The following is a 25200-nucleotide window of genomic DNA, read 5'->3' as shown; positions in this document are numbered from 1 at the left end:
GGAAAGTTCTCATCTTATTTGATACAATGCTTTTAAGCGCTAACTTTATCGTTGTAATAAAATTCATTTATTTCATCCTTTCATCAGAAATCAAACCATCTTTTATTGATATTATTCTTTTCGCATTATTAGCTACCTCCATATCATGGGTAATAAGTATAATAGTTCTTCCTTTTCTATTTAGACTTTTTAAGATATTTAAAACTTCTAAACCTGATTTACTATCCAAGTTTCCCGTAGGTTCATCAGCTAATATTATAGGAGGGTCTCCTGCTAATGCCCTCGCAATAGCAACCCTTTGTTGCTGTCCTCCAGATAGTTCTGAAGGAGTATGAGCAATTCTTTCACTTAATCCGACACTATCTAAAGCAGCCAGTGCTTTTTCTTTTCTCTTTTTCGCATCCAATCCTCTATATATTAATGGTAACTCTACATTTTCAAATGCATTCAACTTAGGCAAAAGATTGAACTTTTGAAATATAAAACCGATCTCTTTATTTCTTATTTCCGCAAGCTGATCTTCATTTAAATTGCTTACTTCAGTATCTTTAATATAATATTCACCATCAGTAGGAACATCTAAACATCCTATTATATTCATTAATGTTGACTTACCTGAACCACTAGGCCCAATGATTGCTATAAATTCCCCCTCATTAACCTCTAAAGAAATTCCTTTTAAAGCTTGGAACTGTATTTTCCCTGTATTATAAGTTTTAGTTATTCCTTTGAGTTTAAGCATGATTATCTTCCTCCTTCAGATGGGCGGTTCGTCCTTTGTCTATTGTTATCTACACTAGAAGGAGGTATTCTTATTCCCATCATGCCCATTCCTTGTCTTTGTTGATTTTCTTCATTAACTGCAGTACTTTGATACACTACTGTATCTCCTTCATTTAATCCTTCTACAATTTCTACATAATCTTCAGAAACTAATCCAATTTCAACTTCTACAAATTCAACTTCGCTATTGTCCTCGCCCTTTTTCACCAAAACAAACTTCTTGTCTTTCCTAGATTGTACTGCTTCGATTGGAACCAACAATGCATCTTCTTTTGAATCAATTATTATTTCAGCATTTACACTCATTCCTGGTTTTAGCCCATCAATCTCTTTTAAAGAAAGTGTCACATCAAAAGTTGCTACTCCGTTATTTACATCACCTTCTAAAGCTATTTTAGATACATTTGCATTAAAACTAACATTAGGAATTGCTTCAGCAGTAACTATAGCTTCTTGCCCCAATTCAATATTGTTTATATCCAATTCATCTACTGGAATAATTACCTCAAGGTTATTTAAATCAATTATAGTCATTAATGTTGTATTGGCTGATACACGTTCTCCTTCTGTAACATTTATTTCTGTTACAAACCCACTTATTGGTGCATATACAGCAGTATCATCTAAATCCTTTATCTTTTCTGCAAGCTCATTTTTTTCTTTTCTAAAGCTATTTTTTGATTGTCTATATCATTTTGTATACTTGAATTTTCAATTTCAGCTATCAATGTCTCTTTTTCTACATATTCTCCGGCAGATACATAAAGTTTTGACAATTCTCCATCTACTTTTAACTTTACTTCTTCTGGAGCTGGTGTACTAAAATATGCTTCTTCCACACTAGTAAAAGTTCCGTAACTATTATTAATAACAACTTTGCCACTGATATTGTCGGTAAATCCACCTTGTTTTTCAGCTTCCATAACTACTTCATATAATATTGCACCAGTATCTTTAGCAATAGGTGTCTTATTTATTCTGGTAACAACTCCATCAATTTCCGTAAAATAATCTGGAAGTATAATAATCCCTTTATCCCCTACACTAATATGCTCTAGGTTTTTCTCATGAAAAAATCCTGAAATTTCCACTTTTGATTTATCACTAATATAGGTTCCACGTTAGCAGATCCACTAGCCGTAACTTTAATATCTCCTCTAAAAACCTGAGATGATAAAAAATTTTGTGCTTGTTCAACACTTTTTTCACTTTTTGATGAAAAACCTATAATATATGTACTTGAAATTATAGCTAGACATAGTATGATGATAATAACATATTTAAATTTTTTATTCATTTTATCTCTCCTTTTGTTTTAACTTTTTGTTGTAAGTTAAGTATAGATATAATTTGTGATGAATTTGTGAGAAAATTATGTTATAGAAATGAGTTTTTCCTATACTTGGTTTATAAAGAAATATTTTATGATATTATATAGATGAAAACAGTTTAAATCTTAAAAATAAGCCTATGGAAAATATGTTTTTTTAGTTGCAATTTTGAGGAGTGATAATTTTGAATAATATTAAAATCCTTGTTGTAGATGATGAAGAAAAGATGAGAAAACTAGTAAAAATATATCTTAACAAAGAAGGTTATTCTGTTGAAGAAGCTGTAGATGGAAAAGACGCTTTAGATAAATTTTTTTCATCACAATTCTCACTTGTCTTATTAGATGTAATGATGCCAAATGTGGACGGGTGGAGTGTATGTAAGAGAATCAGAGAAAGTTCTTCAGTTCCTATTATAATGTTTTCAGCTAGGGGAGAAGAATACGATAAGTTATTTGGTTTTGAACTTGGTGTTGACGACTATATTACAAAGCCTTTTAGTCCTAAAGAGATGGTAGCAAGAGTAAAAGCTGTATTAAAAAGAAGTTTGGGTAATAAAAGAGTAAACAATGAACTTACATTAGGCCATATAAAATTTTTACCTATGTCTAGACAAGTGTTTACTGATAATATTGAGATTAATTTAACACCTAAAGAATATGAACTTCTATATTTCATGGCTTTAAATCAAAATATAGTATTTTCAAGAGAACAATTGTTAAGTAAAGTATGGGGAACAGGATATAAATTTATGGATTTTTCAAGTAGTTTTCTTAGACAAATTTTATATTGAAGAAAGAAAAAGCTACTTATCAGATAAAAGTGTAGTACAGTTTCTATTCAAATAAAAAACATAGAAAATAAAGTAAGAGTAGAAGTTGCTGACAATGGCATAGGCATTCCAAAAGAAGATATACCACATATTTGGGATAGGTTTTATAAAGTTGATAAGTCTAGAAAACGAAATAATAGTGGTACTGGACTAGGTATGGCTATTGTAAAAAATATATTAGACGCACATAATTTTAAATACGGTATTGAAAGTGAAGTTAATAAAGGAACTCTTGTATGGGTAGAAATGTAAACTTGACAGGGACAAGTAATAATATGTTTGTCCCTGTGTTTTTGACTTTTAAAATTACAGTTGTCTTTGTATATACATATTTATATTACAGTTCAATATAGTATATAATAATGTCTTCATATTTCCCATTCCCAAGAAAATATCCATTTTTCACTACTCCAACTCTGTGAAATCCTATTTTTTCATAAAGATGAATTGCACTTGCATTTGTACTAACAACAGCATTAAATTGCAATATAGAAAACCCAAATTCTCGTCCCATTTTCATAGAATGTTTTACTAATTTCTCTCCGATATGATGTCCTCGACAATTTTCACTGACGGCATAAGATGCATTAGCGATATGACCACATCGTCCCACATTATTTGGATGTAATATGTACAATCCCACAACCTGACCATCTTTTATTGCTACACCTGTAAAAGTTTGAGAAGCAAAAAAATCTTCGGCATCTTTTTGGCTTAGTTTGTCGATTTGAGGAAAAGCATTAGCATCTTCAACTACTTTGTTCCAAATTTCTAACATTGAAGGTATATCTTCTTTCTTATATCTACGTATTATAACTTCCATTTTAAAATCTCCCCTCATACATTTATAATTTTATTTTCGTAATATAATTTTCAAAAACTTCCCATTATACAAATTGTAATCTTTTAACTCATTTACTTTATTATAATACAGGTGCTTTATATCTACAATTATATAAAAATTTATATAAACGCAAATATTTATCATTTTATTCTACAAATATACATATAATATTTACAAACGAACATTTGTTCGTTATAATATTAATAGGATTTTGTATTGGAGGAATTAACATGGTAAATACAATATTTCATGTTGATGCAAATAGTGCTTATTTATCATGGGAAGCTGTGTATAGGCTTCAGAAAGGAGAAAAATTAGACTTAAGAACCATACCATCTGCTGTTGGTGGTGATCCTAAAAGAAGAAATGGTATTATATTAGCTAAATCTATCCCTGCTAAAAAATATGGTATTAAGACAGGAGAAAGCTTATTTGAGGCATTTAAAAAATGCCCTAATCTTTATGTAGTTTCTCCTTCTTATGAACTATATATGAAATGTAGCAATGCTATGGTAAAAATACTCAAAGAATATTCTCCTATAATTCAAAGATATAGCATAGATGAATGCTTCATTGATTATACAAATATGAATGACCCAATTAAGGTTGCTAATGAGATAAGAGAACGCATAAAAAAAGAATTAGGGTTTACCGTTAGTATAGGTATATCCAGTAACAAATTGCTAGCTAAAATGGCAAGTGATATAAAAAAACCAGATGCTGTAACAACTCTCTACCCTGAAGAAATTCCTGATAAAATGTGGCCACTTCCTGTAGAAAAATTATTTATGGTAGGAAGAGCTACTACACCTAAATTACATAGACTAGGTATTTATACTATTGGGGATTTAGCTAATTTTGATTTGAATTTAATTAAACATAAGTTAAAATCTCATGGTGTTATGATTTGGAACTATGCAAATGGCTTTGATAATTCTAAAGTAAGGAAAGATAATAGACTTAAAATTAAAGGAATTGGCAACTCTACTACAACTTCTTTCAACATAGAATCGAGAAAAGAAGCTCATATGGTTTTATTAAGTCTTACAGAAACAGTAGGTATGAGATTAAGAAATAGCGGATACTGTGCTCAGTTAGTTAGTATTAACATAAAAACTAGTGAATTTGCATATTACTCACACCAACAAAAATTATTTAGTCCTACTGATAGTACTCAGCAAATTTATGAATACGCTAAAAAACTATTTGACGAATCTTGGAAAGGTGAACCAATAAGACATTTAGGAGTTAGAGTTAGTGATTTATGCGATAATAATTTTATTCAGCTAAGCATGTTCAGTAATTATAATGAAAAACAGAGATCTTTGGATAAAGCAATAGATGATATCAGAATTAAATATGATAATAAATCTGTTACTAGAGGGTGCTTTCTTAACTCTGGTATTAAACCTCTTATGGGTGGGGTTTCAGAAGACTATCCTGTAATGAGTAGTATTTTATAAACAAGTATATACATATGAAAGTCATAAATAAAAATATAGATCTACTTTGTTGGTTTGACAAAAAAGGTACTCCCCACCCACTCAAGCTGCGTTTAACCAATGAAGATGGAATTAGTACGGTTATTAAAATTCAAAAAGTTATAAAAAAAGATACAGAAAAATTAGCAGGCAATAGAATGTTGGTTTTCACTTGTCAAAGTATTATTAATAATACTTTGAGGTGTTTTGAATTAAAATATGAAATTGATACCTGTAAATGGTTTTTATTTAAAATATAATATATAAAAATAATAATAAAATTTTGTCACTAGAGGAAATTGCATAATTCATCTTTTTCACAGTAGAAAAAAAGAGCATAGAGCGATAGCTCATTGAAAATGAGATTTTAAATTTGATATTTATTTTAGAATAATGCAAAGAACCTCCTAAATAAAGGTAATTTTATGCCGTTAGGCAGCTTTATTAACAACTTTACTTGAATTTAATGATATTGTTCCAGCTATAAGTGCTATGCAATTTAATAATGAGTGAACCTTGGCTTTTTTAATACCTTTAGACCTTATGTTATCTAAATTTAGATATTCTTTAAGTCTACTATTACATCTTTCAACTGATGTCCTTTTATCATATAACTTTTTCCAACTAGTAGAAGGCCTTAAAGGATATCCATAATGCCTTGGGTTTTCTTTATAATTGACTTTAAAAGTATATCCGTAGGTAGAAGAAGAACACCAATTCATTCCATAAGGACAATTACACTTACCTAAAGCGTGAGGGCAACGGAATTTAAGATATTTTCCATCTTTGCCCCAATATACTAATTTATATCCTGCGGAGCAGATAGGATTAAAATCTTCATCTAATCCAGCAGGTGGGGCATAGCTTCGTCTAGGATTGTAAGCTATTATTGGAATACCATTAAATTCGTTTATTATATCTTTATAAACATACTCAAAGTCATACCCAGAATCCATAGCATAATATTTAGGCTTAAAAATATCTTTATAATTATTAAAAAATTGCTTTATTAAAGGTATAGCTACAGTGCCATCATAAGTATTTGCTGGGGTTACTAAAATATCTAATGGCAGTTCGCTTTTAGAATCACATAATATATGAAGTTTCCAACCAAACCACTTTACAGTGTTACCATTAGTATCCTTTTTAATCCCCCAGTTAGGGTTGTAGTCATTATCTACGATATATTTTTTAGGCTTAGCAGTTTCATAAGAACTTAATTTTGTTGAATCAATAGAGACATGTTCTCCATCAATTATATTAAGTTCTTTTGCTTTAACAACTAAGGTATGAAACAATTGTTCAAGTTCATCAGTTTGAGTTAATTTATCTAAAAATCTGCTAAAAGTAGATTCAGATGGTACTTTGCCAAGGACACCAAAACCACAACAATATCTTAGAACAGGATTTTGCTTAAGATTAAGAACTAAATCTTTTATAGTCTGAATTTTTTCTACTTGCATAGCAATCAAAGCATAAATTAAAGTTTCAGGATCATAGCCCTTCGGGCCTTTAGAATTATGAGATTTTCTTAGTTTGCAAGCTAAATTAGAAATGTCAATCTGAGATAAAATCATCTCTAATTTAGTTTCTTGTTGAAATTCCATAATTTCCTCAAAGGAAATCAAGCTCATTTGTCGAATATACATTTAAGAAGTTTCACTCCCTTCGGGTATAGAGTTTGCTTACTTAATATATTCGACATTTAGGGGTGAAACTCCTTTTTGCGTTCAGTGAAATTTAGAAAAATCAACAATTTAAAATTATGCAATTTCCTCACTAAATTAATTATGCAATTATCTCAATTAATTATTATCTTTTATTTTAATTCTTTTAAAATAATAATCTTGTATAAGCTTGTCTAATTGTTGGCTAGTTTCAATAGTTTCCTTATCTAATTTTAAACCTTTATCAATCATTTTATTAAGTTTTTCTCTCATTGCCTCTATCGATTTACTAATTTCAGATAGTTCTTGATTAATATTATCCTTTTCTATCTGTATATTTTTACTATAATGCAACTTATACTCCCCTTTCTTCAAATTTTTTCAAAATAATGGTATCAAAAAAAGGACATATCTACCCTATACATATATTTCTAGGCATTAAGCCTAGCAGTATAGGGAAGAATGTCCTCCCATCCGTATATAATTATATTACCATAAATTTTATTTTTCTACAATAACAACCATTATTTTATTTTTCTCTAGCAATTATAGTCCAACGAATTGCTGTTTTTTTGATGAATTCACTACCATTTTGTATCTCTGTTTCTATATAATAAGGTCGTAAATTAATTTTATACCCTTCTTTCACTAAAAAATCTGTTGCAAAAATTAACGCCCTAACAGCCGTGTAAGTTGCTTTTACACCTATACAGTCTATATGAAGTACACCATCATTTATAGCATACTGGCATATTTTATCTGAAACAGCTTTAACATTACTATTCCCTGCAACTTTTAAAACTTGTATACTCATGATAAAGTTTCTCCTATATAAATTTCAATTATTAAAGGTAATTTAAGGAATTGATAACTAAAAAAGTGACTTACCCATTTAGGCAAGACACTTTTTTTCATAGTTATACCAGTCAAATGCAAGGAAGTGTTGGGCATCAATTTTAAATATTATAACTAAACTGATTCTATAATTAAAAAATATATAATTAAATTTTTTATTAAATTCAATCATAAAATTTAAGCCTATAATAATTATATTAGCTACTTATATAATGACCCATGTGCTATTATATCATAAAATAAATAATAAGATATATTTGTATATATATTAAAGTCATATTATAATAAATATAAAATGACACATAGAGGTGAAGTATTTATGAAAACAGTAGATTGCATGGGAGATATGTGCCCAATTCCAATTATAAAAACAAGAAAAGCATTAAAAAAAACTCCTTCAGGGGAAACAATAAAGGTAATAACTGATCACAGTTGCGTATTAGACTCTTTAGTACAAAATTTTAAAAAATATAAAATATCACACGAAGAAGTTTTAAACGGAGTTTGGGAAATATTTATCACAAAAAATTAACACAAACTCCTTTTAGCTATTTTTTTCAAATATTCAACGAAATTATACAAAGTTTCATCTTCTCTAATATTTCTTTTATATATTAAATACATATTGTATTCTATAGAATAATCCCTGATCACTATTTCCTTTAACTGCTTATAATATAACTCCTTTTTTATAGATGTATAAGGCAAAAAACCTATACCAAAACCATTTAAAACTGAAGATTTTACAGATTCAACAGAATCACTATTATATAGTATATTTAAATCTTCAATTTTAAGGCCTGTACTATTTAATTTATCCTTAATAACATTTGTAACATAGACTTTATCATTTAATAGTATAAATGGATGCTTTACTAGTTCTATAAAATCTATTTCATCCTGTATTTTATAATCTTGAGATGAAACTAACACTATTTTGTCCATACCTATTTTATAATATGATAAACTCGAATTTTTAGGTTTATTATATATGACTCCTATGTCACAAATATTATTCATAACATTTTGCTCAATTTCATCAGATTCATTTGGATTTAACTCATAATTATAATTATCAAATTTATTTTTAATCTTATACATAACACAAGGCAAAGAATAGGTAGCTATTGACCAACATGCTTCAATTTTTATATTCCTAGTATTTTCATCGGAGCATTTAAGATTCTCAAGCATTGCATTATACGTTCTAATAATATTATCAACATATTTTAAGACAATAAATCCTTTATCAGTCAATTCAACACCTTTATTGCTTCTTTCTAGTAGCTTGCATCCCAAAATTTCTTCCACCTTTGAAATCTGTTGGCTTAACGCTGATTGAGATATATGGGCACTTTGGGCTACTTTAGAAATACTACCTGCAACGGCAACTTTATAAAAATAATCCAGATATTCGATGTTCATCTATATTCAGCTCCTTATATTATGAATATTAAAAATTGTTTTAGCTACTAAATATATTATATAATATATTTAGTAGAATTACAGTACATTACAACAGATTATATAAATATACATACCCGGAACAAAGGAAAATAAGCTAATTAGCTTTATTTTTATAATATTTTATATAAATTGTGAGGTGCATTTAATGTATTTAAATAAAACTAAAAAAACAAAAAATCAAATACCTTTCGGAATTATAGTATTAGTATTATCTATAATATTTAGCGTATTTTTACATAATATGTCAGATATTCTCGCTTTTTTCTGGATAACTGGAATTGCCTTTGGGTTCATATTACAAAGATCTAAATTTTGTTTTGTTGCTGCATTAAGAGACCCTTATCTCATTGGAAGTACTCATCTCACTAAAGCATTATTAATATCTATTGCATTAACTACTACTGGATTTACTGCTATCAAATATGGTGCCTATATAAATGGGCGAACAATCCCTGGCCAAGATTTAATAATAAACATAAGCCTTGCAATTGTAGTTGGTGGAGTTCTATTTGGAATTGGAATGGTTTTAGCAGGTGGATGTGCTTCAGGAGTACTAATGAGAACTGGAGAAGGTTTTCAAACTCAAATGGTAGCTTTAATATTCTTTATAATAGGTTCTCTGTGGGGAGCTCATGACTTCAAATGGTGGGATGAAAAATTTATTTCAAAAGGTTCTAAAGTGTTTTTACCAGATATATTTGGCTGGTTAGGCGCTTTAATAATTCAACTACTTGTAATAGCTTTATTATATGTTTTCTTAGATATGTTGGAAAAAAAGAAAAACGAAAGTTTTGATGATGAAGAGGAGGTATAACATTGAATTTAAATGACAATAAATATTATAATAAATGGTTTAGGAATTCTTGGACTTATATTACAGGAGCAGTTTTACTAGCATTATTTCAGATTGTATCTTTAGCTGTAACAAATAACCCTTGGATGGTTTCTTCTGCTATGCCGTATTGGGCTGCATGGTTGCTTAAACCTTTTGGTTTAGATGTATCTGATTGGTACTATTTTAAAACACAGCATAGACATCAGATATTAGAATCAGGTTTTTTTAATGATCCAAAATCTATAAGAAATTTTGGTATTATAATAGGTGCACTGCTTTCGTCATTATTGGCATCGCAGTTTAGAATTAGAAAGATAAAATCAAAAAATCAATTTATATTGGCAGCTATAGGTGGTTTATTAATGGGATATGGTTCTAGAATAGCTTTAGGGTGCAATATAGGAGGTTTTTTCAGTAGTATATCAAGTTTATCATTATCGGGTTGGATTTTTGGGTTATTTATCTTCATAGGTGCAGTCATAGGAAGTAAAATAATATTAAAATTTTTAGTATGATTTGGAAATTGTATAATAAAATAATTTAAAAAATTTATAACTTGCAGAAATTTGACTCTGTAGTAATTATGCAATTTCCTCAATCAAAAAAGGCAGGATAATATACCTGCCCTTAATACACTTGTACTAAAAAATCCTTTTTTCACATTATATATCTCCCTGACTATAAAATATCCTTAACTGTATTCAACTTAATTTTGCATTTTCTATAGTAAAAGGCTCCTGTTATTATCCATATGAACATAAATATTATTGAGGGGACACTTAATCTTGCTGGAGATGTAGGAATTATAAGTAACCCTATGAATATCATGCTAACAATAACCCCTATCATCGAAAAATACCTTTCTCTTTTATTTTTACCAATCTTATAGCTTATATAACATACATATAAATATGCTACAGCCGCCAATAAAGAAGCCATATCAACTATATAGATAATTACTTCTCTACCGAAAAATGGGGCTATTAAACTTACCAGTGTAACAAATTTTATTCCATTTTCATATACTCCTACTTTGTTCTTCTCTTTATATTTTTGTGGAAACAATTTATATGTTGAAAGTGCTCCAATAAGCTTACAACTTCCTAACATAAAACCGTTAATTCCACCAATAACAGCTGATGTTAAAGCGATAACTAAAAGCAAAAATCCAAGTATCCCTACATTAGTTAAAACTGCTGTACCAAGAGCCCACTCCTGTTTTAACGCTTCTTCTGGAGCATATACTAATGAAGTTATAATATTTAAAGCATTATAAATAAATATCCCAGTAAATATAGATATAATTGCCATAGTTGTAGCTTTTCCCGGCTTAAAATTAAGCTCCACACTAACTTGAGGAATAACATCAAATCCTACAAATAAAAATGGTGATATTGCAAATACTTTTGAAATCTGTTTAAAGTTCAATTTATACCCTTGAACATAATTTTGAATAAAAATTTTATTATCTACCTTTATAATCATAGTTATTAATATTAATATTACATTAACAACTAAAAACAAAACCATTATATTCTGTGTACGAGCACTTGTTTTTATTCCTTTTATATTGATAAAAGCCATTAATATTATAATAAAACTAGCAATTAATATTTCAGATAAATATACTGGATAACCAGCTACATCATACAAATAAATTTTTGCTATACAAGATCCAAATAGCCTCTTTATAACCAATACAAAAGCTGTTGCATTTAGAGGAACTAAACTTAAATAACACAATATTAAACTCCATCCTACAATAAATCCATTTAAACTGCCCATATTTTCAAAGGCGTAAGAGAATTCTCCACCTTCTTCACAATGATTTTGCATCATAACGTGATATCCCTTTTGAATAAATACAACAGCTATGCCTCCTAGTATCAAACCTATAGCTGTATTTATGACTCCAGACTCATGAAGAAACTTAGTTCCGGGCAGGGTAAAAGAACCCCACCCTATAATTGAACCAAGTGCTAAACTCAATATATCTATTCTATTTAATTTTTTTTCCATAATATCACATCTTATTTGAAATTATATTTAGTAACTATTTTATCCCTTCCAGTAACCTGATCATTGAAATATTCATAATAACAGATTCCTAAGAAAGAACCAGAAATATTATATAGATTATCAAATCCCATATGCTGTAGTGCTCTTATTGCATTATAACTTCTTTGACTTGAACGGCAATGTAAATATACAGGCTTATCTTTAGGAATCTCATTTACTCTATCTCTCAACTGACTTAAAGGTATATTTACAGCATTAATTATATGTCCATTTTCATATTCATCTTTCTCTCTTACATCTATTATACAAGCATTATTTTCTACTAATTCTCTCACTTTTGTTACTGGCACTTGCCTAAATACACCATTTAATATGTTTAATGCTACTAAAGCTGCATGATTTACTACATCTTTTGCTGTACTAAACATTGGTGAATAACATAATTCTAATTCCTTTAAATCTTCTAAGGTTCCATTCATCATAATCATTGTTGCAATAACATCTATTCTTTTATCAACTGCACCTTTGCCTATTGCTTGTGCTCCTAATATCTTGCCTGTTGGAACTTCAAACAATAGCTTAAAATGCATTGGATTACTGTTAGGCATAAGTCCTACCTTATCTCCTGGTATCACATATACAAAATCATAATTAATTCCAGCTAGCTTTGCCTGCTTTTCATTTAGTCCTGTACTAGCTGCATTCATGCCAAACACTTTAATTACTGAAGAACCTATTACTCCATTGTTTCTTACAGTCATACCATACATATGGTCAGCTGCTGCTCTTGCTTGTCTTTGAGCAGGTCCAGCAAGTGCAAGCCGAGATGGCTTATGAGTTAATTTGTTGTATACCTCAATAGCATCCCCTACAGCATAAATATCTTTATCACTAGTTCTATAATTGTGATCTACTTTTATTCCTCCTGTTTCTCCTATTTCAAGTCCAGCTTCTTTTGCTAACTTAGTTTCTGGTCTTACACCTATAGCCATAACTACAGCTTCAGCTTTTACTTTCCTGCCTGACTGTAACTCAACAAAATCTTCTCCTATTTTCTTAACACCATCACTAAGTATTAGATTTACTCCTTGATCTATTATCTCCTTGTGAAGAATTTGAACCATATCATAATCGAAAGGTGCCATAACTTGATTTAATGCTTCAACTAAAGTAAGATTAATACCAGCTAAACGTAAATTTTCTGCTACCTCAAGTCCTATAAATCCTCCACCAATTACAGCCACATCTTTTATATTATTTTCTTTTATATATCTATTTAATTTATCGATGTCTACTACATTTCTTATAGTAAATACATTTTTATTGTTTACACCTTCAATGCTATTTGGCCTAATTGGATTAGCACCAGGTGAAAGAACTAATTTATCATATGATTCTTCATATTCTCTTCCTGTATTTAAGTCCTTAACTAATATTGTCTTTTTATCTCTGTTAATTTTAGTTACCTCATTATTTACCCTTATTTCAATATTATACTGAGACTTAAATATTTCTGGGGTCATCAGCACTAGTGAATCTTTATCTTCCACTATCCCACTTAAATGAAATGGTAACGAACAATTAGAAAATGATACATGAGGACCCTTTTCAAATACTATAATTTCTGCAGATTCATCTAACCTTCTTGCTCTTGCAGCAACAGAAGCTCCTCCTGCTACTCCACCAACGACTAAAATTCTTTTTGACATAATATTGCCTCCTTTAATTTTGATATATCGTATTTATTGAGCTTTTATTGAGCTTTAAACCATTTTTTTGCACATTTATTACCAACAATTCCTCCTAAAGTCATAAATAATAAGAATATCCATCCTGAAAGAGAAAGATTAGCTATTGGAGTATATAATGCTCCTACATTACAACCGTTTGCAAACCTTGTCCCTATGCCCATAGTTATACCACCTAAAGCATATAATAGCCCTTCTCTTGAAGTTAGATGCATTTCTGACATGAAAGTTTCTCTAAATTTACCAGCTGTTAAAAGATATATAGCTGTTCCTACTACAATGCCAAAGTTTTGAACTGAAACAGCATGTTGGAAAAATGGTAATGTAAAAAGATCTGCTGATTTCTTAGTAAAAGAAGCAACTGATTCAGCTGACACTCCAAATAAAGTTAATACTTTACCAAACCAGATACCATAAGGCGTGGATGCCCCCCATCCTGCTTTGGTTACACCCATTAATAATGCAAATATTATTGAAAGAACTACTGCTCCTTGTTTCAATGTCCATGGTTTAGTAAATATATGGTAATATGTTTTGGAGCTAAATAACTTAAAATCCTTGGTATCAAATGATTCCGTTAAATCCTGTTTTTTCTCCATAGGATGACCAATATAGGTATTATTTTCTTTACGTCTCTTTTCATAGCTATATGATATGGAAACAACTATACTGCAAAGTATTCCAATTAGTATAATGGCTCCTAAATATCCATCAAATCCATCCCATTTAAATAAATCTGGTAAAAATACTCCTCCAGAAAAAGATTCTCCCGTTGGCGTAGAAAACCATGAACTTCTAATCCAACTTGCCGTTCCCTGTAGAGGAAAACCAAGAAATACACCTATACCGAAAAATATCAATGTAACAAATGCTCTAGGTAATCCTGTTACTAAATCGGTAAGAACTCCACTTGCACAACATGATGAAAATGACATTCCAAAACCGAATAAAAACCCACCTAATAACAATCCAAAATTAATAGGATTTATCCAAAGGTTATAATTTGTAGGATCATTTTTATAAAGAAAAGCTGTTGTTAACAATGCTGATATGAAAAACATAAACATCAATGTCCTCATTAGCTTTGTTGAACCAGTATTATAAGCACGATTTATACTACCTGCAAATCCTGTATAAGCTCTTGTCAAAGTATAGCCTAAACCTGTACCTATAAGAAGTCTAAAAAACAACATATCTGTTTTTAATAGAGATTTTCCTAAAAATAATACTAATAAAATTCCAATGAAACCAATTAAATTTTCAACTTTGTTTAAATCAGTCTCTATTTTTGTTTCTAAGGACCCTAATGTAACTTCACTATTATTTAAACTAGCCTTCTTTAACATTAAATTTACCCCCACTTTCTTATTTAATATTTTGTTTGTGTTTATTATATAACAAACAATCTTTGATCGATAATTACACTTTCTTATACTGCATTAAACATTTTAATAGCATAAAAAAAACAAGGGATTTATTCCCTTGATTTTAATATTTATACTGGCATTCCAAAACCATTTCCCAACACTTCCTTAGTATTTGAGGCTATGACAAAAGCATCCTTATCTTTTTGCTTGATAAATTGTTTAAGCCTTATAAACTCTTTTTTATTTAGTACAGTATTTATAACCATCTTGTCTTTATTAGTATATGACCCTTCTGCTTTGTATATAGTTGCTCCTCGCTCAAGATTCATATTAATATATTTCTTTATATCATCAGGATATGAACTAATTATAGAAACATTAATTTTCAAATCTAATCCTTCAATAACATTGTCTATAACATAACTATTCATTATAACTCCTAATAACGCATATAAACCCAATTCTAATCCAAAAGTTAATCCAGCTAAAAATGTAATAGCAAAATCAGAAAGCAATAGTGCCTTACCTATATCAATGTGAAAAAATTTATTTAATATTTTAGCAACTATGTCAGTACCCCCAGTAGAAGCGTTTTGATAAAAAAGGACTCCCATTCCAATGCCTTGGATTAATATCCCAAAAAAAAGATTTAAAAACATATCATCTACTAAAGGTTCTTTTATGGGTAAAATTGCATCTATTAACCATATAACTCCAGTTAGAGCAAAGCTAGCATATATTGTTTTTGCACCAAATTTACTACCTACCAATATAAAAGCAGCAATAAACAATATTATATTAGTTACAAACATTATAGGACCTATGTCTATTTTAGGAAAAATATTATTAATAACCATTGCTAATCCAGTTACTCCACCAACGGCTAAATCAGCTGGTATTAAAAAAAGAGATAATCCTAATGCTACAATAATTACTCCAATACTAATAATAGTATAATCTTTGATAGTTCTTATCATTTTGTTCACCTCTTCAAAATATAGTTATTATTGCACTTTTATGCTAGAAGGTAACAAATAAAAATACCCCTTAAAGAAAAGGGCATTACAATCACCAAGCTGATTTTATCTTATTTTGTACTAAAAGTCAATGAGTAGAAAAAAAGAAAAACTACCACAAATTGTGACAGCTTTCCTTCTTCTCTATTCCTCATCTAATAAAGCTATAACTTCATTAAATTCATTTTGAATTTCTTTTGATGGTTTTTTATCTAACTTACTTACTACAAATATTGACAAACATCCAAATACGAACCCTGGCAGCAATTCATATACCTCAAACAATCCTCCACTTAACTCATGCCAAATTATCACAGTTAATGCACCAGTTATCATTCCTGCTATAGCTCCATTTTTAGTCATATTTTTCCAATACAATGATATTAGTACTACTGGTCCAAATGAAGCTCCAAGTCCACCCCATGCATATGAAACTAAATCCAATATTTTATTTTCTGGATTTAAAGCAATTATAAAAGCTACTACTGTTACAATTGCTACAGACATACGACTAACATTAACTAGTTCTTTATCTGTAGCGTTCTTTTTTAAAAATACTTGATAGAAATCCTTTGTAAATGAAGAAGATGTTACTAACAATTGAGAATCAGCAGTACTCATTACAGCTGCTAATATGGCAGCTAAAAAGACTCCGGATACTAATGGATGAAATACTGCCTGAATCAACACCATAAATACTTCTTCAACAGCAGAACCTTCTAGTGGAGCGTCTTTCAAGAATACTATTCCTATAGTACCAATTAATACAGAACAAAATAAACTAATAACAACCCATCCCATACTAATCCATGTTGCCTTTTTAACAGCTTTAGCACTCTTTATTGCCATAAATCGTGCCAAAATATGTGGCTGACCACAATATCCAAGTCCCCAAGCAAGCAATGATACTGTAGACCAAAACCCTAACAAACTTCCGTCAGGATTTTTAAATAAATTGATTAAATTTGGATTTAGACTCTTTATAGAATACATTGTATCTCCTATTCCACCTAACGCCGAAAACACTCCAATAGGAACTCCTACTAAAGCAATAAACATTAAAGTCCCTTGAAAAAAATCAGTCCAGCTAACCGCTAAAAATCCACCTAACAATGTATAACCAAGAATAACTACGACCCCTACTATTAAAGCCAAAGTATAAGACAATCCAAAAACTGTATTAAACAACTTAGCACCTGCTACAAATCCAGAAGAAGTATATACAAAGAAAAATAACAAAATAAAAATTGCAGATAGTACCCTAAGAATATTACTATCATCTCTAAACCGGTTTTCAAAATAATCTGGCAATGTTACGCTATCCCCTGCAATTTCAGTATAAATCCTAAGTCTTTTGGCGATTAATTTCCAATTAAAATACGTTCCAACAGCAAGCCCTATCCCGATCCATCCAGCTGAATAACCTGATACGTATGCAGCACCTGGCAACCCCATCAACAACCATCCACTCATATCTGACGCTCCTGCACTCATTGCAGCAACCCATGAATTTAATTCTCTTCCACCTAATATATAACCTGATAAATTCTTATTTGTTTCCTCTTTATTATAAAAAAAGAATCCGATACCTAGCATGGAAGTTAAATATAATATAAATATAATAATTACTGATATGTTTGTTGCCATAAATGTCTCTCCTTCCACAGTTTTAATATTCCGAATATTACACAATCAGTAAAATTATTTATAATTATACTATAATATCTTTATTTATTCAACCTCCATTTACTAGTAATTATATGTATACAACAACAAAGTCGCTCATACATTAAATTATGCTATAATTCAACATCTATCAATATCTTTTAGCCTTTTAAATAAAATATCAAATTTTTCTAATTCCATACTGTCTTTAACTTCAGTTCCAGTACTATAAAAAGTAATTTTACCACTTCCATTATTTAATAAATTCTCTTTCTCTATAGTTCTTTTAAGATGTTTAACGGTACCAATGTTTCCATCAATTATATTAACACTAGGTAGAAACAATTTTCTAAACATGTCCTTGTAAAAAGAAAAATGTGTACAACCTAGTACAACAGTTTCGTACTTTTCTAAGTCATAACTATATAACTGTTTTTTCAAATAAGGTAAAACAACATTTTCATCAAATTCAAGTCTCTCAGAAAACTCTACTAACCCTGGTAAGGGTAATAAATCAACAATATGCTCATTATCTAATTTAGCAATAAGATTTCTTAATTTCTCTTCTTTCAAAGTTAGTGGTGTAGCAGTAACTAAAACTCTTTTATTATTGTCTTTATTCTTTTCAACTGCTGGTTTTACTGCTGGTTCCATTCCTATAATAGGAATATTATATTTAAGTCTTAAATCTTCTATAGCTATGCTTGTAGCAGTATTACATGCAATTACTAAAGCCTTAACTCCTTGTTTTACTATAAATTCTATAGCGTCAAAAACATATTTTCTTACTTCATTTTTAGGTTTAACTCCATATGGAACATGTAATACATCTGCATAATATATGTAATCCTCTTTAGGCAACAATTTCAAAGCTTCATATAATACGGTAATACCCCCAATACCAGAATCAAAAAAACCTATTTTCATACTCATTCCTCCAATAAATAATTATACATTAGAAATATATATTTTAATTATAGCCTATTATGCTATTTTATAAAAATATTATTTAGTAAGTTATTACAAATTGCTTATTAAGTCGTTGTATATACAAGTTTTTATCCTTTAGCATAACATACTCAAATAAAGAAAAACCTTATCATTTTTCATGATAAGGTTTTTCTTTATTTTTTAATAATATCATAATAATCAGCAAGATCTTTAAGCATATTTACATTTGCGTAGAAAATATGCAATTTCCTCATTTTACTCTAGTAAACAATCTACAGTATAATTGACATTTTGCAAAATAGAATCACTATCATCACAATACATAATGACATAATAAGAATTAATATTATTATCTAAATAATCATTAACATAATCCCCATATATATTTAATGATGTACAATATATATCATCTACATTGTTTCCACTTATAGTAAACATATAACTGTCATCTTGGCTATAAAAATCTGCATAATGAAAAATTTTAGCATTAGAATTAAATTGGGTATTAAGTTTAAATAAATATTCTGAATATAAAAAGTTTCTTATTCCATTTTGGTTGCTCTTATTATAAGGATAATTTGAAAGTAATGTATCTGGTATAATAATAGGTGATATATTAGGTAATTTATAATTCTTATTAGATTTTGCTTCTTCAGGGTCTATGTATAAAACACCCTCCGTAGCTTCTACATCAATTCCATTAGCTTCCCTAATTACTTTAGATACTTTATTATTTCTATCATATAAAGCTCTTTCAGGTTCATAGGATAAAATACCTTCCTTAACTTTTACATCAACTCCAATTTTTTCTTTGATCATTTTAGCTACTTCTTCATTATTTTTTTCAACTTCAGCATCAGCTTGATTTTTTTCTTCATGCAATTTGCGAAACCTAATTTGTGGAAAATTATAGCTTACACCTTCAGAAAAAACATTAATTGAAATTAAAATAATTGTGAGTAAAGCTAAAAATAATGAGAAAATTTTTTTGTAGCTTTTTTTCATACAAAACATCCTTTCTGAAATATTATTCTTATTTTCTTCATCCTTTGCTATCCTATAAATTAATAAATAACCCCTAAAACATAGCTTATTTACTTATTTTCCTCAGATAATTTTATTATCTTTTCATAATTAATGTTCTTAAATTAATACCAAAACAGTAACTTCCTATATGAACGAATTAAAAATCCATAAAAAATAGAGTGAAATTTCACTCTATTTCTGTAATCATATGTTTTTTACTAATTTAAATTCTACTTTTGTCTCACCAACTATTTCTTTTTTATGATTTTTAATCTTTAAAACATAATATTTTTCAAGCTTCTTAAGTTCTTCGTCTTTTATAACATCTAGTTGCCTTAATGTTTCCAATACTACTGCTGGCACAATCTTAGAATTTCCATCTTCGATTTTAAATGTTATTCCAATACCTTTATCCTTTAGTCCAACTGCATAATAAGCAGCTGCACCTCCTTTAGCAAATAGCCTATCACCACAAACTTTCATTAAATCAGTACAAATTCTATCTGTTCCTGCTACCATTTCAGGATATTTTGTCATTGCACTAGTAATTCTCCTTATGACTTTTTCCCTATCAGCACTAAATACATCAGGTTTTGACAATCTTGCAAATCCTTGTGCAAATTTATATAAGGGCATAGCATGTACTGGAACACCACATCCATCTACAGCTGTTAATATCTTGTCTTCATCATATTCACACACTTCGGAAATCGTTTTCATTATCCTTTTTTGTACAGGGTGCTCTGGTTTATAATAAGTATATAAATCTTCCCCATAATATTTACAAGTTATAAGCATTCCAGAATGTTTGCCGGAACAATTACAATGTATGTTCTCTGGTGTTATTCCTTTACTCTTCATTTCTTCCGTAACATAAGAAGCCAAAGGATAATGAGATCCACATTGAAGATAATCTTCATTTAATCCAGCTTTTTTTAAAATACTTCGTACTGCGTCAACATGAAAACTTTCTCCATTATGAGATGCACAAAAAATAGCTATCTCCTTATCTGTTATTCCATATTCTTCTACTGCTCCACTTTCTAAAACTGGTATAGCTTGTATAGGTTTAGCAGATGATCGAGCAAAAGTTACTCTTTCAGGATTGCCATATTTATATAGTATCTTTCCAGTATAGTCAACCACTGCAATATGTCCTATATGTGTGAGGTCAATGATATTGCCTCTATAAGTTTTTGCTACTATTGCCATATATAGTCCCCCTTTATATTAGATGTAATTTGATTATATCACAATATTTTATTATTTACTTTAAATTATAAAATTATTAATATGATTTTTTGTTAATATTATAGTAGCTACTATAATATTAACAAAAATAGCATATATAATTAATCAAAAACTTCTAAACAACTAAATATATGCAAAATTCAAAAAATAAAGTGTTTACTTTAAAATTTCAAAAAAATCTATTGACTTCAATTTCAAATTATAGTATTATACTAAAAAGGAGTGATACCTTTGACTATCATAGATAATATATTTGATAATATGAATCAACTAAGTAATAAGCAAAAAATTATTGCTGAGTATCTCATAAAAAATAGTGGAAAAATAGGATTTATGAGTTTAAAAGAAATAAGCGAAGAAATTAACGTATCAGAAGTAACTATATTAAATTTTTGTAAAAGTATTGGCATTAGTTCCTTCACAGAATTGAAAAAACTTTTTCAAGAACTAGTAAAAAAACAACTCTACATTCCAACAGAAATAAAATCTTCACTCCAAGAAATTGATAACTTATATGATGCTTATAATAATACCATCCGAATACAAAAATTTAATTATAATAGAGTCATACAAAATAATGATATTGATATTTTAAAAAAAGTATGTCAAGTAATTAGCAATGCCAGAAAAATATATATATGTGGTCAAGGAATGTCAAAAGTAGTAGCTGAATATCTTAATAATAGACTAAAATTGATTAATATTGATAGTAGGATAATAGAAGCTGGAGATATAATTTCATCAAGTACAGAAATAGCAAATTCTTCAGTAAAAGATTGTTTTATCTTAATATCTTTTCCTCAATACTCTCATAATGTCATTGGAATTGCTAAATACTTAGCTAAAAAAAATTATCCTTTTATTACTATTACAGATAGTGATAAATCTCCATTAGCAGAAAACTCTAAGTATGTTTTAAAATGCTGTACCGACTCTCTTGTATTTCACAACTTTATTTCCTCTACTATTTCTTTAATAGAAATACTACTTGTTATGCTTAGTTTTAATATGAAAGATAAGCTAATGCAACATTTAGACAATCTTGAACAAATACGTTTATTATTGATAAAAAACATAAATAATTAATAAAAATAATTCGCTCTATTTTTTGTATGTGACAATTTTATTAGTCAGAATTATCACAATTTTTCATTTATTACTAATTGAATATCAATTGAATATTAATTAAATAAATTACATAATTACTACAGAATCAAAATTTTACAAGTCATAAATTCTTTATTATATAATTTTTTCTAAAAATTTTATAATACTTTATTAAATTATCATATTATCGTATCAAAGCTACATAAATAATTAAATTATAAGGGGGAATTTAAATGTACAAAAAAGCAACTGCATTATTTTTAATCATGTCATTACTGATTTCTTTATTAACAGGTTGTGGTGGTAACACTGACACAAATAATAATAGCTCATCGGGTGAAGACACTACTAATACTCCAAAAGAAGTAATTATAGGACTAGCTGGAGATGCTTATTCCTTAGACCCATATGCATTAAATGAAACAATTACTAATGCAATAAATAACCACTTATTTGATCCACTTGTAGCACCTAATGCAAATTTACAACCAGAACCTGCTCTTGCAGAAAGCTGGGATGTGTCAGATGATGCAAAAACTTGGATTTTTCACTTAAGAAAAGGCGTAAAGTTCCATAATGGAAATGATTTTACAGCAGATGATGTAATTTACTCAATTGATAGATCAAAAGAAGAAATGTCAGCATTTAAATATGTTTCTTCTACAATAGAAAGTTATGAAAAAGTAGATGATAATACTGTTAAAATTGTATGTAAAGAACCAAACGCTTTGCTTCTAGCACACTTAAAAGATTTGATGATTCTAGACAAAGAAACTTGTGAAGGACAAACTGATGAATGGATTGCACTACATCCAAATGGTACTGGAAGGTACAAATTTGTTGAACATGTTAGAGGTGACAGAATAGTATTTGAAAGAAATGATAATTTCTGGGGTGAATTACCACAAATAACAAAAGTAACATTTAAGCCTATAACAAATGAAGGAACACGTACTGCAAACATGGTATCTGGCTCTGTTGACTTCATAGCAGATGTTCCTGTACGTGATATAGAAATACTTCAAGCAAAAGATAATATTGAGATCGTAACACAACCAAGTTTAAGAGTAATATATCTTAACCTTGCTGGTTGGACAGACACTCCAAGTAAAGATGCAGAAATGCCTTTAAAATCTCCTGATGGATCTAATCCATTTAAAAACATAAAGGTAAGAGAAGCAATGTATCGTGCAATAAATGAAGAAGAAATCATAGAAAAAATAATGAATGGATATGCAACTCCTGCAGCTACTTATATCCCAGAAGGATTTAATGGGTACAATCCTAATATAGAAAGATTAAGTTATGATCCAGACTTAGCAGAAAAGCTTTTAGATGAAGCAGGATATCCAAGGCAAGATGATGGATATAGATTTGAAGTCACTTTGGATGCACCTAATGATAGATATATAAATGATGCTGAAATTGCAACTGCAGTTGCTGGGTATTTGGAAAAAGTAGGAATTAAAGTTAACTTAAATCTAATGTCAAGGACTGTATTCTTTAGCTATATAAGTGCTACTAATAGAGAAGGTGACAATACTCATTTATGTATGACTGGTTGGGCTGATAGTGGTGGAGAAAGTGCTCTTATGGGACTTGACCTTGTTTACAGTATGTCACAAGATGGTTATATAAAAGATGGTTATGGTGGAGTAAATAGGGGCTATTATCAAAACCCAGAAGTAGATAAACTAATTGATCAAGCAATATCAACTGCTGATCCAAAAGAAAGAGATGAAATTATGCAAAAGGTATGGAAAATTACTGCTGATGACATAGCTTATATTCCGCTTCACTTCCAACAAGATATATATGCTCATAGTAAAGACATAACTTATCATCCACGAAAAGATAATTATATACATGCTTGGGATATGAAGTTTAATAAATAATTGTAGAAATAATGCATAAAGGAAGGGAAATATTTCCCTTTCCTTTATGTTTTCATATAACTTTTGGAGGTGATAATATGCTTCGATATTTAGTAACAAGAATATTCCAGCTTATTTTGGTATTATTCGTAGTATCTTTACTAGTGTTTATGTTTACAAATGTTATGGGAAATCCTGTATATTTAATGGTAAAAGAAAATGCTACAGAAGAAGAAATTCAAGCAGCTATAGAATATTTAGGTTTAGATAAACCACTTCCTGTGCAATATGGAGTATTTGTTAAAAATGCACTTAAGGGTGATTTTGGTAAATCATACATATATCATCAGCCTGCATTGGGATTAATAATAGAAAGGTTTCCAGCTACTTTAGAAATTGTTATTGTTGCTATGATATTATCTGCATTAATCGGTATTCCATTAGGAGTATTTTCTGGAGCATACCCTAAAAAATTATTTAGCAAAACAGTTATGACATTATCCATAGCAGGAATATCTTTGCCTTCTTTTTGGATAGGGATGTTAATGATATTTGTTTTTAGTCTATCTTTAGGAATATTACCAGTATCAGGTAGGGGCGAAGTTGGTTCTTTATTTGGTATAAGAACTAGTCTTGCTACTGTAGACGGATGGAGACATATCATTTTACCTGCTATAACTCTTGCATTAGGTAGTATCGCAACAATAATCCGTTTAACTCGTGCTGGAATGCAAGAAAATATAAGACAAGATTATGTAAAATTTGCACGAGCAAAAGGAGTCCCTAGAAGAAAGGTGCTATTTGGTCATGCCCTAAAAAATACATTAATACCAGTCGTTACAATATTTGGACTTCAACTTGGTTCACTTATAGCTTTTACAACTATAACTGAAACAATATTCGCTTGGCCTGGAATGGGTAAACTATTAATTGATGCTATAACTAGTGCAGATAGACCTATTGTAGCTGCATATATACTATTTGTCGCTGTTATGTTTGTGTTTATCAATTTTATTGTTGATATACTTTATACAATTATTGATCCAAGAATAGATTTAAAATAATCAAAAGGTAGGTGATA

The 25200-nt window shown here is 29.3% G+C and carries 26 protein-coding genes and 1 pseudogene; 10 read left to right on the top strand and 17 right to left on the bottom strand.

The window, feature by feature from the left end; all coding sequences use genetic code 11:
* Nucleotides 1-67: 67 nt before the first annotated feature.
* Genes ACZ41D_RS04355 through ACZ41D_RS04340 form a run of 4 tightly spaced genes read right to left on the bottom strand, consistent with a single transcriptional unit; the run spans nucleotide 68 to nucleotide 2080 of the window.
* A complete protein-coding gene (locus tag ACZ41D_RS04355; protein ID WP_464152706.1) occupies nucleotides 68-742 on the bottom strand; it encodes an ABC transporter ATP-binding protein in 675 nt (224 codons plus the stop codon).
* Nucleotides 743-744: 2 nt separating this feature from the next.
* On the bottom strand, nucleotides 745-1419 hold the full coding sequence (locus tag ACZ41D_RS04350) for an efflux RND transporter periplasmic adaptor subunit (RefSeq protein ID WP_464153112.1): 675 nt from the start codon (nucleotides 1417-1419) through the stop codon (nucleotides 745-747).
* Nucleotides 1416-1874 carry a hypothetical protein gene (locus tag ACZ41D_RS04345; RefSeq protein ID WP_464152705.1) on the bottom strand — a complete coding sequence of 153 codons (459 nt, stop codon included), beginning with the start codon at nucleotides 1872-1874 and terminating at the stop codon, nucleotides 1416-1418. The genes ACZ41D_RS04350 and ACZ41D_RS04345 overlap by 4 nt, the downstream gene beginning before the upstream one ends.
* Entirely contained in the window at nucleotides 1838-2080 is a 243-nt protein-coding gene (locus ACZ41D_RS04340) for a hypothetical protein (RefSeq protein WP_464152704.1), read from the bottom strand. The genes ACZ41D_RS04345 and ACZ41D_RS04340 overlap by 37 nt, the downstream gene beginning before the upstream one ends.
* A 218-nt stretch (nucleotides 2081-2298) precedes the next feature.
* Between ACZ41D_RS04340 and ACZ41D_RS04335 the strand changes: the two genes are divergently transcribed.
* Both ACZ41D_RS04335 and ACZ41D_RS04330 read left to right on the top strand, forming a co-directional pair.
* Nucleotides 2299-2907, top strand: coding sequence for a response regulator transcription factor (locus ACZ41D_RS04335; RefSeq protein WP_464152703.1), 609 nt, complete (start codon nucleotides 2299-2301; stop codon nucleotides 2905-2907).
* Between the two features lie 42 nt (nucleotides 2908-2949).
* Nucleotides 2950-3198, top strand: a pseudogene (locus ACZ41D_RS04330) (sensor histidine kinase); the annotation flags it as partial.
* Nucleotides 3199-3283: 85 nt separating this feature from the next.
* Here the strand turns inward: ACZ41D_RS04330 and ACZ41D_RS04325 are convergent.
* Nucleotides 3284-3769 carry an N-acetyltransferase family protein gene (locus ACZ41D_RS04325; RefSeq protein WP_464152702.1) on the bottom strand — a complete coding sequence of 162 codons (486 nt, stop codon included), beginning with the start codon at nucleotides 3767-3769 and terminating at the stop codon, nucleotides 3284-3286.
* 251 nt (nucleotides 3770-4020) lie between these two features.
* Between ACZ41D_RS04325 and ACZ41D_RS04320 the strand changes: the two genes are divergently transcribed.
* Together ACZ41D_RS04320 and ACZ41D_RS04315 are read left to right on the top strand one after the other, a co-directional pair.
* Nucleotides 4021-5253 carry a DNA polymerase Y family protein gene (locus ACZ41D_RS04320; RefSeq protein ID WP_464152701.1) on the top strand — a complete coding sequence of 411 codons (1233 nt, stop codon included), beginning with the start codon at nucleotides 4021-4023 and terminating at the stop codon, nucleotides 5251-5253.
* A 14-nt stretch (nucleotides 5254-5267) separates the two neighbouring features.
* A complete protein-coding gene (locus ACZ41D_RS04315) occupies nucleotides 5268-5531 on the top strand; it encodes a hypothetical protein (protein WP_464152700.1) in 264 nt (87 codons plus the stop codon).
* A gap of 171 nt (nucleotides 5532-5702) precedes the next feature.
* On the opposite strand, the gene ACZ41D_RS04310 is transcribed toward ACZ41D_RS04315, so the two are convergent.
* The 3 genes from ACZ41D_RS04310 to ACZ41D_RS04300 all read right to left on the bottom strand — a co-directional run bounded on the left by ACZ41D_RS04310 (nucleotide 5703) and on the right by ACZ41D_RS04300 (nucleotide 7752).
* The gene (locus ACZ41D_RS04310) at nucleotides 5703-6905 is read right to left on the bottom strand and encodes a transposase (protein WP_464152699.1); all 1203 of its coding nucleotides are present in this window, start codon (nucleotides 6903-6905) and stop codon (nucleotides 5703-5705) included.
* 171 nt (nucleotides 6906-7076) lie between these two features.
* Nucleotides 7077-7292, bottom strand: coding sequence for a Spo0E family sporulation regulatory protein-aspartic acid phosphatase (locus ACZ41D_RS04305; protein WP_464152698.1), 216 nt, complete (start codon nucleotides 7290-7292; stop codon nucleotides 7077-7079).
* A gap of 175 nt (nucleotides 7293-7467) precedes the next feature.
* On the bottom strand, nucleotides 7468-7752 hold the full coding sequence (locus tag ACZ41D_RS04300; protein ID WP_464152697.1) for a stage V sporulation protein S: 285 nt from the start codon (nucleotides 7750-7752) through the stop codon (nucleotides 7468-7470).
* Between the two features lie 360 nt (nucleotides 7753-8112).
* Between ACZ41D_RS04300 and ACZ41D_RS04295 the strand changes: the two genes are divergently transcribed.
* A complete protein-coding gene (locus ACZ41D_RS04295) occupies nucleotides 8113-8325 on the top strand; it encodes a sulfurtransferase TusA family protein (protein WP_464152696.1) in 213 nt (70 codons plus the stop codon).
* Here ACZ41D_RS04295 and ACZ41D_RS04290 read toward each other — a convergent pair.
* Complete coding sequence (locus ACZ41D_RS04290) at nucleotides 8322-9218, bottom strand: LysR family transcriptional regulator (RefSeq protein WP_464152695.1); 897 nt, start codon at nucleotides 9216-9218, stop codon at nucleotides 8322-8324. The two genes, ACZ41D_RS04295 and ACZ41D_RS04290, sit on opposite strands and share 4 nt — an antisense overlap.
* Nucleotides 9219-9405: 187 nt before the next feature.
* Here ACZ41D_RS04290 and ACZ41D_RS04285 point away from each other — a divergent pair, with 187 nt between their 5' ends.
* Together ACZ41D_RS04285 and ACZ41D_RS04280 are read left to right on the top strand one after the other, a co-directional pair.
* Nucleotides 9406-10074 (top strand): YeeE/YedE thiosulfate transporter family protein, encoded by a 669-nt coding sequence (locus ACZ41D_RS04285; RefSeq protein WP_464152694.1) that lies wholly within the window; start codon nucleotides 9406-9408, stop codon nucleotides 10072-10074.
* A 2-nt stretch (nucleotides 10075-10076) separates the two neighbouring features.
* Complete coding sequence (locus ACZ41D_RS04280) at nucleotides 10077-10610, top strand: YeeE/YedE thiosulfate transporter family protein (RefSeq protein ID WP_464152693.1); 534 nt, start codon at nucleotides 10077-10079, stop codon at nucleotides 10608-10610.
* A 163-nt stretch (nucleotides 10611-10773) separates the two neighbouring features.
* On the opposite strand, the gene ACZ41D_RS04275 is transcribed toward ACZ41D_RS04280, so the two are convergent.
* From ACZ41D_RS04275 to ACZ41D_RS04240, 8 genes are all read right to left on the bottom strand, one after another.
* Nucleotides 10774-12114: an APC family permease gene (locus ACZ41D_RS04275; protein WP_464152692.1), complete on the bottom strand. Its 1341-nt coding sequence runs from the start codon at nucleotides 12112-12114 to the stop codon at nucleotides 10774-10776.
* An 11-nt stretch (nucleotides 12115-12125) separates the two neighbouring features.
* The gene (locus ACZ41D_RS04270; protein WP_464152691.1) at nucleotides 12126-13823 is read right to left on the bottom strand and encodes an FAD-dependent oxidoreductase; all 1698 of its coding nucleotides are present in this window, start codon (nucleotides 13821-13823) and stop codon (nucleotides 12126-12128) included.
* A gap of 44 nt (nucleotides 13824-13867) precedes the next feature.
* Nucleotides 13868-15208, bottom strand: coding sequence for a YeeE/YedE family protein (locus ACZ41D_RS04265; protein WP_464152690.1), 1341 nt, complete (start codon nucleotides 15206-15208; stop codon nucleotides 13868-13870).
* A gap of 149 nt (nucleotides 15209-15357) precedes the next feature.
* Entirely contained in the window at nucleotides 15358-16206 is an 849-nt protein-coding gene (locus ACZ41D_RS04260) for a YitT family protein (RefSeq protein ID WP_464152689.1), read from the bottom strand.
* A 183-nt stretch (nucleotides 16207-16389) separates the two neighbouring features.
* Nucleotides 16390-17892, bottom strand: a complete 1503-nt coding sequence (gene putP / locus ACZ41D_RS04255) for a sodium/proline symporter PutP (protein WP_464152688.1) — start codon at nucleotides 17890-17892, stop codon at nucleotides 16390-16392.
* Nucleotides 17893-18051: 159 nt separating this feature from the next.
* A complete protein-coding gene (gene murI, locus ACZ41D_RS04250; RefSeq protein ID WP_464152687.1) occupies nucleotides 18052-18837 on the bottom strand; it encodes a glutamate racemase in 786 nt (261 codons plus the stop codon).
* A gap of 279 nt (nucleotides 18838-19116) precedes the next feature.
* Nucleotides 19117-19866 carry a hypothetical protein gene (locus ACZ41D_RS04245; protein ID WP_464152686.1) on the bottom strand — a complete coding sequence of 250 codons (750 nt, stop codon included), beginning with the start codon at nucleotides 19864-19866 and terminating at the stop codon, nucleotides 19117-19119.
* Between the two features lie 225 nt (nucleotides 19867-20091).
* Nucleotides 20092-21099 (bottom strand): asparaginase, encoded by a 1008-nt coding sequence (locus ACZ41D_RS04240; protein ID WP_464152685.1) that lies wholly within the window; start codon nucleotides 21097-21099, stop codon nucleotides 20092-20094.
* A 270-nt stretch (nucleotides 21100-21369) separates the two neighbouring features.
* Between ACZ41D_RS04240 and ACZ41D_RS04235 the strand changes: the two genes are divergently transcribed.
* The 3 genes from ACZ41D_RS04235 (at nucleotide 21370) to ACZ41D_RS04225 (ending at nucleotide 25183) form a co-directional block, all read left to right on the top strand.
* On the top strand, nucleotides 21370-22224 hold the full coding sequence (locus ACZ41D_RS04235; RefSeq protein ID WP_464152684.1) for a MurR/RpiR family transcriptional regulator: 855 nt from the start codon (nucleotides 21370-21372) through the stop codon (nucleotides 22222-22224).
* Between the two features lie 254 nt (nucleotides 22225-22478).
* Nucleotides 22479-24140, top strand: a complete 1662-nt coding sequence (locus tag ACZ41D_RS04230; protein ID WP_464152683.1) for an ABC transporter substrate-binding protein — start codon at nucleotides 22479-22481, stop codon at nucleotides 24138-24140.
* Between the two features lie 77 nt (nucleotides 24141-24217).
* Nucleotides 24218-25183, top strand: a complete 966-nt coding sequence (locus tag ACZ41D_RS04225; protein ID WP_464152682.1) for an ABC transporter permease — start codon at nucleotides 24218-24220, stop codon at nucleotides 25181-25183.
* Nucleotides 25184-25200 lie beyond the last annotated feature (17 nt).

Source organism: Brassicibacter thermophilus (assembly GCF_055378355.1).
Note: the sequence above shows the minus strand (reverse complement) of the source record. Positions and strands in the feature narration are given on the sequence as shown.

Bases quoted from the DNA above. Each gene is read 5' to 3' on its own strand.
- ACZ41D_RS04310 (WP_464152699.1), bottom strand. From the start codon at position 6,905: ATGAGCTTGATTTCCTTTGAGGAAATTATGGAATTTCAACAAGAAACT.
- ACZ41D_RS04245 (WP_464152686.1), bottom strand. From the start codon at position 19,866: ATGAAAAAAAGCTACAAAAAAATTTTCTCATTATTTTTAGCTTTACTC.
- ACZ41D_RS04295 (WP_464152696.1), top strand. From the start codon at position 8,113: ATGAAAACAGTAGATTGCATGGGAGATATGTGCCCAATTCCAATTATA.
- ACZ41D_RS04315 (WP_464152700.1), top strand. From the start codon at position 5,268: ATGAAAGTCATAAATAAAAATATAGATCTACTTTGTTGGTTTGACAAA.
- ACZ41D_RS04265 (WP_464152690.1), bottom strand. From the start codon at position 15,208: ATGTTAAAGAAGGCTAGTTTAAATAATAGTGAAGTTACATTAGGGTCC.
- ACZ41D_RS04340 (WP_464152704.1), bottom strand. From the start codon at position 2,080: ATGAATAAAAAATTTAAATATGTTATTATCATCATACTATGTCTAGCT.
- ACZ41D_RS04270 (WP_464152691.1), bottom strand. From the start codon at position 13,823: ATGTCAAAAAGAATTTTAGTCGTTGGTGGAGTAGCAGGAGGAGCTTCT.
- ACZ41D_RS04240 (WP_464152685.1), bottom strand. From the start codon at position 21,099: ATGGCAATAGTAGCAAAAACTTATAGAGGCAATATCATTGACCTCACA.
- ACZ41D_RS04320 (WP_464152701.1), top strand. From the start codon at position 4,021: ATGGTAAATACAATATTTCATGTTGATGCAAATAGTGCTTATTTATCA.
- ACZ41D_RS04275 (WP_464152692.1), bottom strand. From the start codon at position 12,114: ATGGAAAAAAAATTAAATAGAATAGATATATTGAGTTTAGCACTTGGT.
- ACZ41D_RS04355 (WP_464152706.1), bottom strand. From the start codon at position 742: ATGCTTAAACTCAAAGGAATAACTAAAACTTATAATACAGGGAAAATA.
- ACZ41D_RS04285 (WP_464152694.1), top strand. From the start codon at position 9,406: ATGTATTTAAATAAAACTAAAAAAACAAAAAATCAAATACCTTTCGGA.
- murI (WP_464152687.1), bottom strand. From the start codon at position 18,837: ATGAAAATAGGTTTTTTTGATTCTGGTATTGGGGGTATTACCGTATTA.
- ACZ41D_RS04300 (WP_464152697.1), bottom strand. From the start codon at position 7,752: ATGAGTATACAAGTTTTAAAAGTTGCAGGGAATAGTAATGTTAAAGCT.
- ACZ41D_RS04325 (WP_464152702.1), bottom strand. From the start codon at position 3,769: ATGGAAGTTATAATACGTAGATATAAGAAAGAAGATATACCTTCAATG.
- ACZ41D_RS04230 (WP_464152683.1), top strand. From the start codon at position 22,479: ATGTACAAAAAAGCAACTGCATTATTTTTAATCATGTCATTACTGATT.
- ACZ41D_RS04225 (WP_464152682.1), top strand. From the start codon at position 24,218: ATGCTTCGATATTTAGTAACAAGAATATTCCAGCTTATTTTGGTATTA.
- ACZ41D_RS04290 (WP_464152695.1), bottom strand. From the start codon at position 9,218: ATGAACATCGAATATCTGGATTATTTTTATAAAGTTGCCGTTGCAGGT.
- putP (WP_464152688.1), bottom strand. From the start codon at position 17,892: ATGGCAACAAACATATCAGTAATTATTATATTTATATTATATTTAACT.
- ACZ41D_RS04260 (WP_464152689.1), bottom strand. From the start codon at position 16,206: ATGATAAGAACTATCAAAGATTATACTATTATTAGTATTGGAGTAATT.